This is a genomic window from Dyella sp. M7H15-1 (assembly GCF_004114615.1).
Classification (GTDB): Bacteria; Pseudomonadota; Gammaproteobacteria; order Xanthomonadales; family Rhodanobacteraceae; genus Dyella_B.
This window is the reverse complement of record NZ_CP035300.1, coordinates 797,714-814,002: the sequence shown is the minus strand read 5'-3', so window position 1 is coordinate 814,002 and position 16,289 is coordinate 797,714. Positions and strand designations below refer to the sequence as shown.

Here is a 16,289-nt window from a genome sequence, read left to right as displayed (position 1 = left end):
CTATCTGGGAACGCCAGCCCCAGCTCGACCTAAAACATGCCGAGTTAAAACTCGACACTCCCTGGGATGACGTCTTGGGCAGATCAAAAAACCTTGTAAATCTGCCCCGTCTGCTCCCCTTCTACACTATGCAGGCGTTTTTCGCTCATGCTCAGGCTTCTTCCAGGGCTTCGTCGGAAGAAGCCATGGCACCGCTGCTGTTCACCAGCAAGCGTGCGCGCAACTCGCGATCGATCTCGTCGGTGATGGCGGCGTTGTCGCGGAGGAACTGGCGCACGTTTTCCTTGCCCTGCCCGATGCGCTCGCCCTTGTAGCTGTACCAGGCGCCTGACTTGTCGATCAGGTTTTCCTTCACACCCAGTTCGATGATTTCGCCTTCGCGCGAGGAACCTTCGCCATAGAGGATTTCGAACTCGGCCTGGCGGAATGGCGGCGCCACCTTGTTCTTCACCACTTTCACGCGGGTCTCCGAACCGATGATTTCCTCGCCCTTCTTCACTGCACCAATGCGACGGATATCCAGGCGCACGGAGGCGTAGAACTTCAACGCGTTACCGCCCGTCGTGGTTTCCGGGCTGCCGAACATCACGCCGATCTTCATGCGGATCTGATTGATGAAGATCACTAGGCAATTCGATTTCTTGATATTGGCGGTGAGCTTGCGCAATGCCTGGCTCATCAGGCGGGCATGCAGGCCGACATGGGAATCGCCCATTTCGCCTTCGATTTCGGCCTTGGGCGTGAGCGCAGCGACCGAGTCGACCACCACGATATCCACGGCGCCGGAGCGCACCAGCATGTCAGCGATTTCCAGCGCCTGCTCGCCCGTGTCGGGCTGCGACACCAACAGGTCGTCCACATTCACGCCCAGCTTCTGCGCATAGGTCGGATCGAGCGCATGCTCGGCGTCGACGAAGGCCGCGGTACCACCATTCTTCTGGCAGTTGGCGATCACCTGCAGGGTGAGCGTGGTTTTACCGGAGGATTCCGGGCCGTAGATCTCGATCACACGGCCGCGCGGCAGGCCACCGACGCCCAGTGCGATATCCAAGCCCAACGAACCGGTGGAAATGGTTTCGATGTTGTCGTCGGTGCGGTCGCCCAGGCGCATGACAGCGCCTTTGCCGAATTGCTTCTCAATCTGGCCGAGGGCGGAAGCCAGCGCCTTGCGCTTGTTGTCATCCATCGTCTTGATTCCGGTCGTAAGTGGTCGAGGCATGCATCGTCCTCCGTTCCCGTCTCACGGGTTGGGATCGATGCGGAGTCCAAGTATCCCACATCGGTCAAGCCGAACAGTTGGTCAATTTCTACTCAATTTGTCAGCATCTCGCGAACACCGATGAGCGCTTCGGCCACGGTTTGTCGCCGCACCGCCTCACGATCACCCGCGAAATGAAACAACCTGGCACGCGCCTCGCTGTCGCGGCGTTTCCAACCGATCCACACGGTGCCGACAGGTTTCTGTGGCGTACCGCCAGTGGGTCCGGCAATGCCCGTGACCGCCACCGCCACGCTGGCCCCGAAACGATCCATGACACCGGCCACCATCTCCAGCACGGTTTCCTCGCTCACTGCGCCATAGCGCTCCAGCGTCTCCCGCCGAACACCCAGCAACGATGTTTTGGCCGCATTGCTGTAACTGACCACACCCCCGTCGAACCAGGCAGAGCTGCCAGACAGATCGGTCAGTATCTTGGCGATCCAGCCGCCGGTACACGATTCGGCGGTAACCAGGGTGTACTGATGATGCTGCACCGCTTCGACGACGCGTTGCGCCAGCTCTCGCAGGTCATCATCGGCCGTGTTTGGGGTGACGTACATGGTGAAATGTGCTCGCTTTGAATTATCCGCTGCAAGCCTGACCGACAGAAGCCGGTGGAAGCTTGAGATCAGGCGATGGATCCGGCACCAGCAATGGCATGTTGTTCAGCATGCCGTGCCATTGCCCATGATCGGGAGCACACAGGATTTTCTGCCACAAGTCACTGTCATCAATGACATAGTAGGTTGAGGGTTCGGCACCACCTCCAAGAAGCAGCGCTGTACGCTTGGCCAGTGCGGCATCCAGCACTGTCTCATTCATTCGAGAGAGATAACCGATGTTCACACTCAGGCCATCGCGTGCCGCCTGCAAGGTAAGCATTCGGTAGTCCTGACTCCATCCCACCAGGATATTGGGCAACGTGCGGGGTTTGATGAAGACAAAATGGCGATATTGCTTGTCCAGCAATATCCATTGCGGCGAGCCGAGCCGGGGAATGCCAACAGTTCGCTGCTTGAGTTCGCGCTGCAACTTCATGGCCACCGTCGATAGATCCGCACATTGCAAAATGAACGCAACCAAGAGAACAACTCGGGCGTATTGGGTATCGAAACCCGAAATCACCGCGGCCATCACCATAAATAAGCACAAATACCACAGAGGCCAGATCATGCGACCGGCCCCGCGGAACACATGTGCCGCGTAATCCAATGGATCAGGCCAATGGAAAGCAAAAAGCAAGTGCGGCCCGACGTAGACGCGATCGCCCATCGCATAGATCAGTAACATGAGCGACACCAACAACATTGGCCGCACTGCGCCGGACCATCCTGGCGACATCCGCTTGCCCAGTGCAAGAAAAACCAGTGCAATGACCGAAAGCACCAGATAACCCAAGCCAAAATAGCCGAATCCGTCCCCCAACTGCAGAGCTATTCCCAGCGATTCGAACTTGCTGCATGGGATGATGTGGGACCATGGATCCCCCACGCAAAAACCCGACCATATGGGAAACGCTAAATTAGTGTACGAGCGGACGTTCAGTGGAACCACCGCCTCATGAACAAAATAACCCGCAGACCACATCGCCAGTACGATGCTGAACATCACTGCGAGCACATAGCCCAGCATCGCCGGCAGCCGCATGGAGCGAATGCGCACATGATGAAAGAGGCACGCAAGCCACAATGCTGAGGTCATAACCAGCAGATAGGCATGAACCAGCGCGGCAAAAAGCAGCAAAGCCCACCACGCTGTAGTGCGCAGGTGTTTATCCAGGCCCAGATAGATCGCCGCCAACAATATCCATTGCGCCGACAGCGCAGGGTGCATGTAAATGCGTACCAAAAAAATCGCTGCAGTGGTGAAAAAAAAGCACCCGAACAACCTCAGCCAAACATCCTCGGACAGACGTTCCATCAGGCGGTAACCGAACCACGCCTGCATCACGAAGCAAAACAGCACCCAGATGCCGAAGTACTGAAAGTCGAGGGAAAGCCAGCCACGCCAGAGCTTGAAGAAAAAAGCCGCGACGGGAATGGAATCCGACATGACGATAGTGCCAGGCGCATCGCTGCCATACTCGGGATTGGCGCCCAATGGCCATTGCCACCACGACGTATGTCGAAAATAGCTCCACCCCAAATAGTGTGCCGGCGTGTCACCGCCCGTCATCAGCCAGCCGATATGCGTCGGTGAAACAACGTGGGCGCCGCCCATGGCGGCAAACACAAGCACGCCAATCAAAACCACAGCCATCACCTGGACACCCTTGGGAGGCATGTTGTTTGTCATCGTCAAAGGTTCCCCCGGACCGAACATCCGATACCCAATGGTACGGAATTTAACGCCCATGAAGCAGCGTTTGCGTCCAAATAGGCAAAGCAGCGCATCCATGCGAAACTTTCACGTTTTCCCAGCTAGCCATTGTTGCATCCGCCCATCCTCTACGCTATCGCATGAATCAAGAAGATCTGAACCTGCATACCCCCTTGATGCGCCAATACCTCGCGACCAAGGCCGCACATCCCGATGTGCTGCTATTTTTCCGCATGGGGGATTTCTACGAACTGTTCTATGACGACGCTCGCAAGGCGGCGCGCTTGATGGACATAACGCTGACGCAGCGAGGACAGTCGGCGGGGCAGCCCATTCCGATGGCGGGCGTGCCGTATCACGCAGTTGAAAATTACCTGGCCAAGCTGGTGCGGCTGGGGGAGTCGGTAGCGATCTGCGAACAGATTGGCGATCCGGCGCTGGCCAAGGGACCGGTGGACCGCAAAGTGGTGCGCATCGTCACGCCGGGCACGGTCACCGATGCCGCTTTGTTGGAAGAACGGCGCGACAACCTTTTGCTGGCGATTGCCGCCGGTGCGCATGGTAGCTACGGATTGGCCTGGGTCGATCTTGCCAGCGGCCGTTTCCTGCTGAGCGAAGTGTCCAATGCCGAAGCGCTTGCTGCTGAGCTGGCGCGCTTGCAGCCGGCCGAAACACTGGTGGACGAAGATGTGGCATGGCCGAAACTAGTGAGTTCCCTGCCCAGCTTGCGCAAGCGTCCACCGTGGCACTTCGATAGCGATGCGGCTCGGCGCGAACTCAACCGCTTCTTCGGCACGCGCGACCTCGGTGGCTTCGGCGTGGACAACATGCCACTGGCGATTGCCGCCGCCGGTTGTCTGCTTGGTTACGTGGGAGAAACGCAAAAGAGTACGTTGCCACACCTTTCCGGCATGTCGGTGGAAAGCGCCAGCGAAACGATCGCGCTGGACGCCGCCACTCGCCGCAACCTGGAGCTGGATACGCACCCCAGCGGACGCACCGAATACACACTGCTCGGCGTGCTGGATGAAACGGTGACACCCATGGGCGCACGCTTGATGCGGCGGTGGCTGAATCGCCCGCTGCGCTCGCGCGAGATCTTGCGTCGACGCCACCAGGCGATCGGCGCCTTGATCGAAACGCATCGTTACGAGAGCCTGCGCGATCAGTTGCGCGGCATTGGCGACCTGGAACGCATCCTAGCTCGCGTAGCATTGCGTTCGGCACGTCCGCGTGACCTGTCTACCTTGCGCGATGGTCTTGCCGCGGCTCCGGCTTTGCGCGATTCAGTTGCCGCGCTCGACAGCCCGCTACTGCATGCGCTGATCGATGGCATCGGCGATCATGGCGTGACGGCCGAGCTGCTCAAGCGAGCCATCATCGAACAACCGCCCGTGTTGTTGCGCGACGGCGGCATCATTGCCAATGGTTACGATGCCGAGCTGGATGAACTGCGCCGCCTGTCCACCCACGCCGATCAATACCTGATCGAACTCGAAGAGCGCGAGAAAGCTGCCAGCGGCATCCCCACGCTGAAAGTCGGCTACAACCGCGTACACGGCTATTACATCGAGATCAGCAAGGGCCACGCGGACAAGGCACCCACGCACTACACACGTCGCCAAACCACCAAAAACGCCGAGCGTTACATCACCGAAGAATTGAAGACCTTCGAGGACAAGGTGCTGTCGGCCAAGGAACGCTCGCTGATGCGCGAACGTGCTCTGTACGAAGCACTGCTGGACACGCTCACCGAACAGCTCGAACCACTCAAGCACGCCGCAGCCGCCATGGCTGAACTCGATGTGCTGTGCGCGCTTGCCGAACGCGCCGAAGCGCTGGACTGGAGTGCGCCCGAACTCACCGACGTAGCTGGCATCGCAATCGAACGCGGGCGCCATCCGGTGGTGGAAAAGGTTCGCGAAGAGCCGTTTGAGCCCAATGACCTGATGCTGGACGACAACCGTCGCATGCTAGTGATTACCGGCCCGAACATGGGCGGTAAATCGACTTATATGCGACAGAACGCACTGATCGTGCTGCTGGCACATATCGGCAGTTACGTACCAGCCAAGTCTGCGACCATCGGACCGACCGACCGCATCTTCACGCGTATCGGCGCGGGCGACGATCTTTCGCGCGGCCAGTCCACTTTCATGGTGGAAATGAGCGAGACCGCCAATATTCTTCACAACGCCACGCCACAAAGTCTGGTGCTGATGGATGAAGTCGGGCGCGGCACCAGCACCTATGACGGCCTCGCACTCGCTCGCGCCGCAGCCGTTCATCTTGCTGCGTCCAGCTGTGCTTATACGCTGTTCGCCACGCATTATTTCGAGCTGACGGAACTAGCTTCCGAATATGGGACCATCGCCAATGTGCACCTCGACGCGGTCGAATACGGCGAGCAGTTGGTGTTTATGCATGCGGTGAAGGAAGGCCCGGCCAACCGCAGCTTCGGCCTGCAGGTCGCCGCGCTGGCTGGCTTGCCCAAAGGGGTGATCGCCGACGCTCGACGCACCCTGGCGAAATTGGAGCGTGGCATGCATGCACATGTTGCGGCACCGGCTGCAACGGCACCTGCATCGCCGCAGCTTGGATTGTTTGCGGCAATGCCGTCCGTGGTCGAGCGAGTGCTGGAAAGCATGGATCTGGATGCGATGACACCGCGGGAAGCACTTGAGGCGCTTTATCGGTTGAAGGCGCTTTCCTGAAGAGCAAGACGCCAAGGAACGACCGCAACATAAGTCTGAGCAACCCTACGCCCGCCCTTCTTTGCCATCCTGAGATAACCCGCATCTCAGGATGGCAATGCTTCGTAACGACTGACTTCATCGAAGCTTTACGCGACAAACACAAAACTGAAACACTAGCTTCGGCTAATCATTGTCGTGGCATGACACGCGAACGCACGCATCGAACTCGATTCATTTCACTTTGCGCAAATTCGCTGCACAGCAGCATCACCAGCATCTTTTGATCATTCATTTGGTGATAGCTTGTGGCTATGGCAAGCATTGGAAAAATCGAATTCCCGTGACGGCTGCATCTGCGTAGATTGGCTCGGGTAGCTAGCCGACGCCAGCCACTGACTCCATTGCAAGGAAGGAATCATCGTGAGCAGCGACCGCAGTATCCGCATGATCACCTGCAACACGCCAGCTCACTACAAAAGCGTTAGCGTTGTTGCCAGCGTACTGCTGACACACGACTATCTGCTCATCAACAAGCGAATGCATCACTGAATGTCATGAAGTAAGAGCCATTCTATCTATCGATACTTGGACTTCAGACTGGACCACGTAGCTGGACGCTAATGACCAAAGGTGGAGAACACATGTCAATCGTAGCAAAATGCCCGTTCACCCACGTCGCCGGTGGCGGCGCGACTAATCAGGACTGGTGGCCCAACCCATTGCGTTTGGACCTCCTGCATCAACACTCTGCCAAGTCCAATCCTCTCGGCAAGCAGTTCAACTACGCCGAAGAGTTCAAAAAGCTGGACTATCAAGCACTGAAGAAAGACCTGCGCGGCCTGATGACCGATTCGCAAGACTGGTGGCCGGCCGATTTCGGCCACTATGGCCCGCAATTCATCCGCATGTCCTGGCATGCTGCCGGCACCTACCGCATCGCCGATGGCCGTGGTGGTGGTGGTCGCGGCCAGCAACGCTTCGCGCCGCTCAATAGTTGGCCGGACAACGTCAATATCGACAAATCGCGCCGTCTGCTATGGCCCATCAAGCAAAAGTATGGTCAGAAGATTTCTTGGGCGGACCTGCTGATCCTCGCCGGCAACGTCGCACTGGAAACGATGGGTTTTCGTACCTTCGGTTTCGCTGGTGGCCGCGAAGACACCTGGGAACCGGACGAGGACGTCAACTGGGGCGATATCCAGAAAAAATGGCTGGGTGATCGCCGTGATCCCCAAACCAATGAACTGCCCCAGCCGTTTGGCGCCAACGAACTGGGGCTGATCTACGTCAATCCGGAAGGCCCCGGCGGCAAGCCGGACCCGCTTGCTGCCGCCCATGAAATCCGCACTACCTTCGGCCGTATGGCGATGAACGATGAGGAGACCGTCGCGCTGATCGCAGGCGGCCACAGCTTCGGCAAGACCCATGGCGCCGCACCAGAATCTCACAAAGGTCCGGAGCCCGAAGCCGCCCCGATCGAACAGCAAGGCATGGGCTGGAAGAGCAACTTCGGCAGCGGCGTGGCCGGCGATGCGGTGGGCAGTGGCCTAGAAGTGACCTGGACCACCACACCTGCTCAATGGAGCAACAACTTCCTCGAAAATCTGTTCAAGTACGACTGGGAACTGACCAAGTCGCCAGGCGGCGCCCATCAATGGGTCGCCAAGGGTGCCCAGGCCATCATCCCGGATGCGCACGACAAGTCGAAGAAGCGCCTGCCGATGATGCTGACCACCGACCTCTCGCTGCGTTTCGACCCCGCTTACGAGAAGATCTCGCGCCGTTTCCTGGAGAATCCGCAAGCGTTCGCCGAAGCCTTTGCCCGCGCATGGTTCAAGCTCACGCATCGCGACATGGGACCGCGCGCACGCTACCTTGGCCCGGAAGTGCCGAAGGAAGAACTGATCTGGCAAGATCCGATTCCTGCCGTCCATGACAAGCTGATCGACGATGCGGACGTGGCCGCACTCAAGGCCAAGGTGCTCGCCTCGGGACTCAGCGTGTCCGAACTGGTCAGCACGGCGTGGGCATCGGCTTCCACGTTCCGCGGCTCGGACAAGCGCGGTGGCGCCAATGGCGCACGCATTCGACTGGCTCCGCAGAAGGATTGGGACGCCAACGAGCCGACTCATTTAGCCAAGGTGCTGAAGACGTTCGAAGGTATCCAGGCTGAGTTCAACACTGCAGCCACCGGCGGCAAGAAGATATCGCTGGCCGACCTGATCGTGCTGGCCGGCAACGCTGGCATCGAGAAAGCGGCAAAGGATGCTGGCGTCAACGTGACGGTGCCGTTTAGTCCGGGCCGCAACGATGCCACCGCGGAACAGACCAATGTGGAATCGATCGGCGTGCTGGAGCCGCTAGCCGATGGCTTCCGCAATTACCTCAAGGGTGAATTCGCCGTACCTGCCGAGCACCTGCTGGTCGACAAGGCACAATTGCTCACGCTCAGCGCGCCCGAGATGACCGTGCTGGTGGGTGGACTGCGTGTCCTGAACGTCAACCACAAGCAATCCAAGCATGGTGTGTTCACCAAGCGACCCGGCGTGTTGACCAATGACTTCTTCGTCAACCTGCTGGACATGGGTACGGAGTGGAAGCCCACCGCCAGTTCGCGAGATGTGTTCGAAGGACACGATCGCAAGACGAGCGACCTCAAGTGGACCGGCACCCGCGTGGACCTCATCTTTGGCTCAAACTCGCAGCTTCGAGCCTTGGCCGAGGTCTACGGCAGTGCGGATGCAAAAGAAAGGTTCGTGCATGATTTCGTTGCCGCTTGGACCAAGGTGATGGACCTTGATCGGTTTGATCTGGCGTAACGTCTACTTGCAAACCTGAAGAAATGCCTTAAGCGCCGCAGCACAGTCTGTGGCGCTACGGTGACCAAAATGACAAGGCAAAACGGAGACGAACTAAGCATTCCTCCAGAAGTGACAAATGCACTGCCACTCCTGATGCGTTGGATCGCTGGCATACCCTTTCCTGTCCCGATCTTTGACCATGTCCAAACGAAACGATGCCTCGCTGACGTCTCTCTATCATCGGGTGGAAGATTATTTCTTCACCTCGATCAGCCAGAGATATCACCATTTCAATGATTGCGCGTCCGCTTACCTTACTGGCGTCGAGGCAGCGAGCCTCAATCTGTTGATCGTGAAACAGCCGAGCGCTTATATCGACTCTGTCCTCAAAGACGGCATTCGATATCGGTACACAGTCCGAGTTTCAGGGCAGAGGATACGCCAGTGCCCTGATTCAACATGCACTAGTACAAGCCAAGTCACGCAACGTCGCGCTGTGCTTTCTGGAAGCATCAGCCGACGGGGCTTCCATCTATAGAAGGTCTGGATTTTCTGAGCTTTTCGACTACGCCGCATTCCATCGTCAGTGATCGAATCCATTTGCAGTTTGCCGTCACCATCGTCAAGGGGATGTTCGTGGTGAATGTGACGCCAGTCGGGGAGCGGTGGATGATCCGGCTCACCCTTGCAGCGAGTCGTAATACTCGGCAAATGATGAGGGTGCAGCAAGACTTGTTCAGTGTTGCTTTAGCCGTCGCAATTCCCGACGCTCCTACTTATTGGGCCGCGTCGGTGGACGATTCAAACCGGCAAAGCCAGACATCTGCGCGAACTTCGATCAATGCATCGTGTGTCGCCTGTTTCATGGGTGGCATTATCAGGCTAATGAACCGGCGTGGCATACACATAACGTGCAAGGCCAGGCAAGCAAGCGTAGCAGTGCGCTCAGGACATCCTTTCAAAACAAAGGCGGCCACAGGTTAGCGGCTGCCTTTGTCGGCGTTCAAAAACTATGGTGTCGCGGTACGCGTCAGCCCACCAGTACACGATTCAACCGCTGCACAAAGGCCGCCGGGTCAGCCAACTGCGCACCGGCCGCGATCTCGGCCTGTTCAAGCAACAGGCTGGCAAGATCTCTTGCCCTGGCTTCATCGCTTTCCGCTTCGACACGTTTGAGTAACGCGTGCTGCGGATTGATTTCCAGCGTCGGCTTGCTCGATGGCATGTCGTGGCCAGCTTCGCGCAGCAGGCGTGCAAGATGCGGGGCCATCTCGTAATCGGACAAAGCTAGGCACGAGGGCGAATCGGTAAGGCGTGCGGAAACCCGCACATCACCTACGCGATCGCCGAGCAAATCCTTGAGCTTTTTGAGCAGTGGCTCGGCGGCCTTGCTGACTTCTTCCTGCTGCTTCTTGCCTTCTTCATCCAGCGGCAGTTCGCCTTTGGCGACGTTGCGCAGTTTCTTGCCGGCGTACTCGGTAAGGCTGCCGATCATCCATTCATCGATACGGTCGGACATCAGCAGCACTTCAATGCCCTTGGCCTTGAAGGCTTCCAGTTGCGGGCTGCCGACAGCCGCGGCGTAGCTGTCGGCAGTGATATACCAGATCTCGTCCTGGCCGACCGCCATGCGGCCGATGTAATCATCCAGCGACACCTTCTGTGCACTGCCCTCGCCCTTGGTCGACGCAAAGCACAGCAACTTGGCGATGCGCTCGCGGTTGGCGTGGTCTTCGGCAATGCCTTCCTTGAGCGTATTGCCGAATGCCTTGTAGAAGGTTTCGAACTTTTCGGGCTCGTCCTTGGCCAGTTTTTCGATCAAGTCGAGCACGCGCTTCACGCAAGCGGCCTTGATGCGCTCGAGCTGGCGGTTCTGTTGCAGGATTTCGCGGCTCACGTTCAGCGGCAGGTCGTCCGCATCTACTACGCCGCGCACGAAGCGCAGGTAGTTAGGCAACAGTTCTTCGGCCGCATCCATGATGAAGACGCGCTTGATGTAAAGCTTCAGCCCCTTGCGCTCATCGCGTCCTCCCATCATCAGCTCGAACGGCGGCTGCGATGGAAGGTAAAGCAACGTGGTAAAGCTCTGGCTGCCTTCCACGCGGTTATGCGTCCAGGCCAGCGCATCGTTGAAATCGTGGCCGAGCGACTTGTAGAAACTCTGGTAATCCTCGTTGCTGATCTCGCTTTTGGGCTTGGTCCACAACGCCGAGGCAGCGTTGACGATTTCCCACTCGTCGGTGGGCTTGTCATCCTTCTCCATCGGCATGCGGATCGGAAAAGCGACATGATCCGAATAACGCGTAATCAGTGAACGCAATTGCCAGCGCTTGAGGAATTCGTCCTCGTCGGCCTTCAGATGCAATACGACAGCCGTACCACGCTCAGGCAGATCAACCGGTTCCAGCGAATACTCGCCCTTGCCGTCGCTTTCCCACTTCACGCCGTCGCTGGCGAGAGCACCGGCGCGCCGACTCAGCACTGTCACTCTGTCCGCTACCACGAAGGCCGAATAGAAGCCCACGCCGAACTGGCCGATCAGGCGTGCATCGCTCTTCTGCTCCGTGCTCATTGCCTCAAGGAAACGGCGCGTGCCGGAGCTGGCAATGGTGCCGATATTGGCTACGACTTCCTCGCGACTCATGCCTACCCCGTTGTCACGCACGGTAATGGTGCGTGCGGCCGGATCCCAGCTCACGTCGATATGCAGTTCGGCATCGCCAGCAAGCAGCTCAGGTTTAGCGATGGATTCAAAACGCAATTTGTCGCAGGCATCGGAGGCATTGGAAATCAGCTCACGCAGGAAGATTTCCTTGTGCGAATACAGGGAGTGCGTCACCAGGTGCAGCACCTGGGCGACTTCGGCTTCGAATTTGCAGGTTTCGGCGATAGTCATGGTCTGATTGAAAAGGTCAGGTCAATGGAGTGGAGAAGACTTAAGTTCCTCTCCCCAAAGGGGAGAGGGAAAAACCAATGGCATCACACCTGCTTTTGCAATGCGGCGATGCGCTCTTCCAGCGGCGGATGGCTCATGAACAGGCGTTTCAACCCCTGCGCCAGCGGACCGGAGATACCGAAAGCCGCCATCGTCTTGGGCAAGGTGCTTTCACCGTGATTAAGCTGCAGGCGCTGCAAGGCGGAGATCATCGCACCACGCCCCGCCAGTTTGGCGCCGGCCGCATCGGCGCGGAATTCGCGCCAGCGCGAGAAGGCCATCACGATCATCGAGGCAAATAGGCCGAACACGAGTTGCAGCACCATCACGCAAACGAAGTAGCCCATACCACCGCCCTCGCGGTTATCGCGTCCACCGGAAAGCCAGCTATCCACCAGACGGCCCACGATGCGCGCTGCCAGGATCACCAGCGTATTGACCACGCCCTGGATCAGGGTGAGGGTCACCATGTCGCCATTGGCAACGTGGCCGATTTCATGGCCAAGCACTGCCGACACTTGCTCGCGATCCATCTGCTGCAACAGGCCGGTGCTCACGGCCACCAGCGAGCTGTTTTTGGTCATGCCCGTGGCGAAGGCGTTCATTTCTGGCGCATCGTAGATCGCCACCTCCGGCATACCGATGCCAGCGTTCTGCGCGTGACGGCGTACCGTGTCCATTAGCCAGCGCTCGGCTTCGTTCTGCGGCTGCTCGATCACCCGGGCACGGGTGGACATCTTGGCCATCCACTTGGACATGGCCAGCGAGATAAAGGCACCGCCCATGCCGAACACGGCGGCATAGATCAACAGCCCTCCCATGCCGCCGTAGCCATGCATGGCCGCCCATTGATCGACGCCGAACAGACGGCAGACGATGCTCAGCAGGAACAGGACGGCAATATTGGTAAGCAGAAAAAGTGCGATGCGTCGCATAACTCTCCTTGATCGGTCACACCAAACGGAACCATAGTAATCCGGACCCAGAGGTTCGGGCAAAAACCACCTTTTCAAGGCATAAGCGTATTTAGCTGGCATGTCGTAGGCAGCATGGTCAGCTTCCGTAAAATAAACAGATGAGTTACCGCGGACGCTTTGCCCCCTCGCCCACTGGTCTTCTGCATGCCGGCTCCCTGGTTGCCGCTGTGGGAAGTTGGCTGTGTGCCCGGCATGCAGGCGGTCCATGGCTGGTGCGGATGGAAGATATCGATCCGCCCCGCGAGCTGGCCGGTTCCGCCAACGCCATTCTCGCCGCCTTGCCCGCGTTCGGGCTGGTCGCCGACGGGCCTGTCATCTATCAATCATCCCGTATCGCCGCCTACGATGCGGCATTCGAGCAATTGTGTCGTGATGATCGGGTGTTTCCTTGTTGGTGCAGCCGCAGCGATCTGGCGGCAGGCGGCGGATTGCACCGCGACGGGCACTGCATTGCGCCAGCCGATCCTAGACGTGCTCCGGCCTGGCGCATTCGTGTGCCGGACGAAGACATTCATTTCATCGATGCCCTGCAAGGCCCGCAAAGCCAGCGCTTGCGTGATGCGGTCGGCGATTTTGTGGTCCGCCGGGTGGAGGGTTTCTATTCCTACCAATTGGCCTGCGTAGTGGACGATGCATGGCAAGGCATCACCGACGTGGTCCGCGGCAGCGATTTGCTCGACTCCACGCCACGTCAGATCTGGTTGCAGCATTGCCTGGGGTTGTCGACACCGCGTTACCTGCATTTGCCGCTAGTACTGGACAGTGAAGGCCGCAAGTTATCGAAGTCCGAATACTCGCTTGAGGTTGATCCCACCCACCCCCTCCCCGCCCTGCGACATGCTCTGTCCTTTCTTGGCCTGGCACCGGATGAAAAGGCCCGCGATGCGCCCAGTCTGCTCGATGCGACACTTGCACATTTCGACCCGCAAAATTTGCCGCAATGCAGCGATCATCGCGTGACGTAACCCGGTATAAAGATCGGCACGCAGTCGAAGCATGTTCGTGATACCGAGAACCGATATTCTTTCATGATGTCTGCGTATAACCCCAAGTTGTCCCACATAGGGTGCGGCAACTTCCCATGCAGACAATCAAGGAGATCGGTTCATGACACAGCGTACGGCATTGGTTACTGGCGGCACCGGCGGTATCGGCACTGCAATCGTGCGCCATCTGGTCAAGCAGGGACATCGCGTGGCCACCAACTACCGCGACGAAGCAAAGGCTGAGGTCTGGCGCAAGACTATGAAGGACGAGGGCATCGAAGTTTGTCTGGTGGCCGGCGACGTGGCCGATCCGACATCATGCGAAGACATGATTAACGCCATTCACCACCAATGCGGTCCGATCGAGATCCTGGTCAACAACGCCGGCATCACCCGCGACGCCACCTTCCACAAAATGACCTACCAGCAGTGGGTGGATGTGATGAACACCAACCTCAACGCCTGCTTCAACGTCACCCGTCCGGTGATCGAGGACATGCGCACCCGCAAGTGGGGCCGCATCGTGCAGATCAGCTCCATTAACGGTCAGAAGGGCCAGTACGGCCAGGCCAACTACGCCGCCGCCAAGGCCGGCATGCACGGCTTCACCATCTCGCTGGCGCAGGAAAACGCGCGCTTCGGCATCACGGTGAACACGGTCTCGCCCGGTTACGTGGCTACCGACATGGTCATGGCCGTGCCGGAAGAAGTGCGCGAAAAGATCGTGGCGCAGATTCCGGTGGGGCGGCTGGGCAAGCCGGAAGAAATCGCCCACGCGGTCACCTTCTTCACCACCGATGAAGCGAGTTGGATCACCGGCGCGAACCTGTCAATCAACGGTGGTCACTACATGGGCTGGTAACAACTCCACCCAAAAGGATGGGAGGCGCAACGCCTCCCATCCCTCAGAAGGTGAAGCGCACACCGAGCATGGCCACGAACTGATGCCTAGTGGAAGACGGTGTGCCGTTTTGGGAGTCCCCTACCGAAGCCACCGCATCAACGATGGCAGTCACGCCACTCATCATGCCAAGCGTCTTGCCCCCTGCATGCTGGTACCCCTGCACGGCGTAGAACGCCACGTACTTTGACAACGTATAGAGTTGTCCGGTTGAAAACTGATGGTAAAGCGCCGGAGTACGCACACCATTGCGTGCCACTTCCGCGGTATAGCTGTATCCACCTGCCAGGGTGAATGATGGTGTTATCGCATAAGTGGAGATAAGACCGACCGTGTTGAACACGGCCGTTTCCCTGAAAAGCGACGTCGCCGCAGCCGGCCGGTATTGGACATTCGAATAACTAAGGCCAACCATTCCCTTGCCGTCCGTGTAACGCGCTGCCGTGGCGAGTATTCGCGAGTTGTCCGCCGAGTTGTACCCCTTATTGATGGGCGCGTTGTTGGCGTAAGTGGCAATCGCCCTGCTCTCCTGGATATGGTTAAGTCCGATATATCCCGTCGACCAGGAGAAAGCTTGATAGTCGTAGCGCACGGCGGCGCTCAAGGTGGTGCCGCGCGAAAAACGCCCTGTCGATCCATCCATGCCGTACTGTACGCCTGCTTGCCAACCACCGAGTTTTGGTAGCGTGTAGGTCAGCGAATTGTTCAAGCGCAACGTCGCATCCATCGCGTCGACATCACCAGGGTGAGCGCCCGTGGCGGCCGTCAATGCAGGGGCCAGGCCAAGCGCGCCGGTGTATTGGAAGTACGGTGTGTATTGACGGCCCGCACTCAACGTGCCGTATGACTTGTTGCTTACTCCGACAAATGCCTGGCGATTGAACAAATAACCGGGCGTACCGAATTTCCCGGTAATCGCATCGAAACCGCTCTCCAGCCGGAACAAGGCTTGCGTGTCGGCACCTAGCTCCGCACTTCCACGCACACCGACTCTATTGGCCGTCAGACTGCCCTGGCTGATATAGATGTTCGAACGGCCTCGTTGATTGTTTGCATAGGCTTTCGCCACATCAAGCACGCCATAAAGCGCGATGGACGTTTTTTCGGAGGGATGAAATGCCACTTCCGCCGACGCCTTTGACGTAACAACAACGAACGAAAGTGCGATGCCGATGCAGGCAGGTTTGATGCGGCAGGTGAAATAGTCCCTTTTCATCTTTGTGTCCTCTACTCAATATGTCCAGGCATGTTGCTTATACGTGGGCGCGTATTTTTCATCGAAATGTCACGATCAACGAAAAGTCAAAGCAGCATCGTTGCCGTATCCATCACGGATTGCAGTCAGACTTACCCACAAAGAGATGTAGGAAGGAGCGTGACGCAATGCTGCCCTGCCACAAAAAGGTTTGTTTC

10 protein-coding genes are annotated in these 16,289 nt (G+C 58.1%); 4 read left to right on the top strand and 6 right to left on the bottom strand.

Annotation, left to right across the window (positions count from 1 at the left end):
- Positions 1 to 151 precede the first annotated feature (151 nt).
- The 3 genes from recA to EO087_RS03960 all read right to left on the bottom strand — a co-directional run bounded on the left by recA (position 152) and on the right by EO087_RS03960 (position 3,658).
- Entirely contained in the window at positions 152 to 1,186 is a 1,035-nt protein-coding gene (gene recA, locus EO087_RS03970) for a recombinase RecA (RefSeq protein WP_128899796.1), read from the bottom strand.
- A 125-nt stretch (positions 1,187 to 1,311) separates the two neighbouring features.
- A complete protein-coding gene (locus EO087_RS03965; protein ID WP_128897740.1) occupies positions 1,312 to 1,821 on the bottom strand; it encodes a CinA family protein in 510 nt (169 codons plus the stop codon).
- A gap of 22 nt (positions 1,822 to 1,843) precedes the next feature.
- A complete protein-coding gene (locus EO087_RS03960) occupies positions 1,844 to 3,658 on the bottom strand; it encodes a DUF6311 domain-containing protein (RefSeq protein WP_128897739.1) in 1,815 nt (604 codons plus the stop codon).
- Positions 3,659 to 3,720: 62 nt separating this feature from the next.
- Between EO087_RS03960 and mutS the strand changes: the two genes are divergently transcribed.
- A complete protein-coding gene (mutS, locus tag EO087_RS03955) occupies positions 3,721 to 6,294 on the top strand; it encodes a DNA mismatch repair protein MutS (RefSeq protein WP_128897738.1) in 2,574 nt (857 codons plus the stop codon).
- A 623-nt stretch (positions 6,295 to 6,917) separates the two neighbouring features.
- On the top strand, positions 6,918 to 9,095 hold the full coding sequence (katG, locus tag EO087_RS03950; RefSeq protein ID WP_128897737.1) for a catalase/peroxidase HPI: 2,178 nt from the start codon (positions 6,918 to 6,920) through the stop codon (positions 9,093 to 9,095).
- A 1,012-nt stretch (positions 9,096 to 10,107) separates the two neighbouring features.
- Here katG and htpG read toward each other — a convergent pair.
- Together htpG and htpX are read right to left on the bottom strand one after the other, a co-directional pair.
- Positions 10,108 to 11,973, bottom strand: a complete 1,866-nt coding sequence (gene htpG, locus EO087_RS03940; RefSeq protein WP_128897736.1) for a molecular chaperone HtpG — start codon at positions 11,971 to 11,973, stop codon at positions 10,108 to 10,110.
- Positions 11,974 to 12,056: 83 nt separating this feature from the next.
- Positions 12,057 to 12,947 (bottom strand): protease HtpX, encoded by an 891-nt coding sequence (htpX, locus tag EO087_RS03935; protein ID WP_128897735.1) that lies wholly within the window; start codon positions 12,945 to 12,947, stop codon positions 12,057 to 12,059.
- A gap of 140 nt (positions 12,948 to 13,087) precedes the next feature.
- Here htpX and gluQRS point away from each other — a divergent pair, with 140 nt between their 5' ends.
- On the top strand, positions 13,088 to 13,954 hold the full coding sequence (gene gluQRS, locus EO087_RS03930) for a tRNA glutamyl-Q(34) synthetase GluQRS (RefSeq protein WP_128897734.1): 867 nt from the start codon (positions 13,088 to 13,090) through the stop codon (positions 13,952 to 13,954).
- Between the two features lie 142 nt (positions 13,955 to 14,096).
- Positions 14,097 to 14,837 carry an acetoacetyl-CoA reductase gene (gene phbB / locus EO087_RS03925; protein ID WP_128897733.1) on the top strand — a complete coding sequence of 247 codons (741 nt, stop codon included), beginning with the start codon at positions 14,097 to 14,099 and terminating at the stop codon, positions 14,835 to 14,837.
- 43 nt (positions 14,838 to 14,880) lie between these two features.
- On the opposite strand, the gene EO087_RS03920 is transcribed toward phbB, so the two are convergent.
- Positions 14,881 to 16,092, bottom strand: coding sequence for a porin (locus EO087_RS03920; protein ID WP_128897732.1), 1,212 nt, complete (start codon positions 16,090 to 16,092; stop codon positions 14,881 to 14,883).
- Positions 16,093 to 16,289 lie beyond the last annotated feature (197 nt).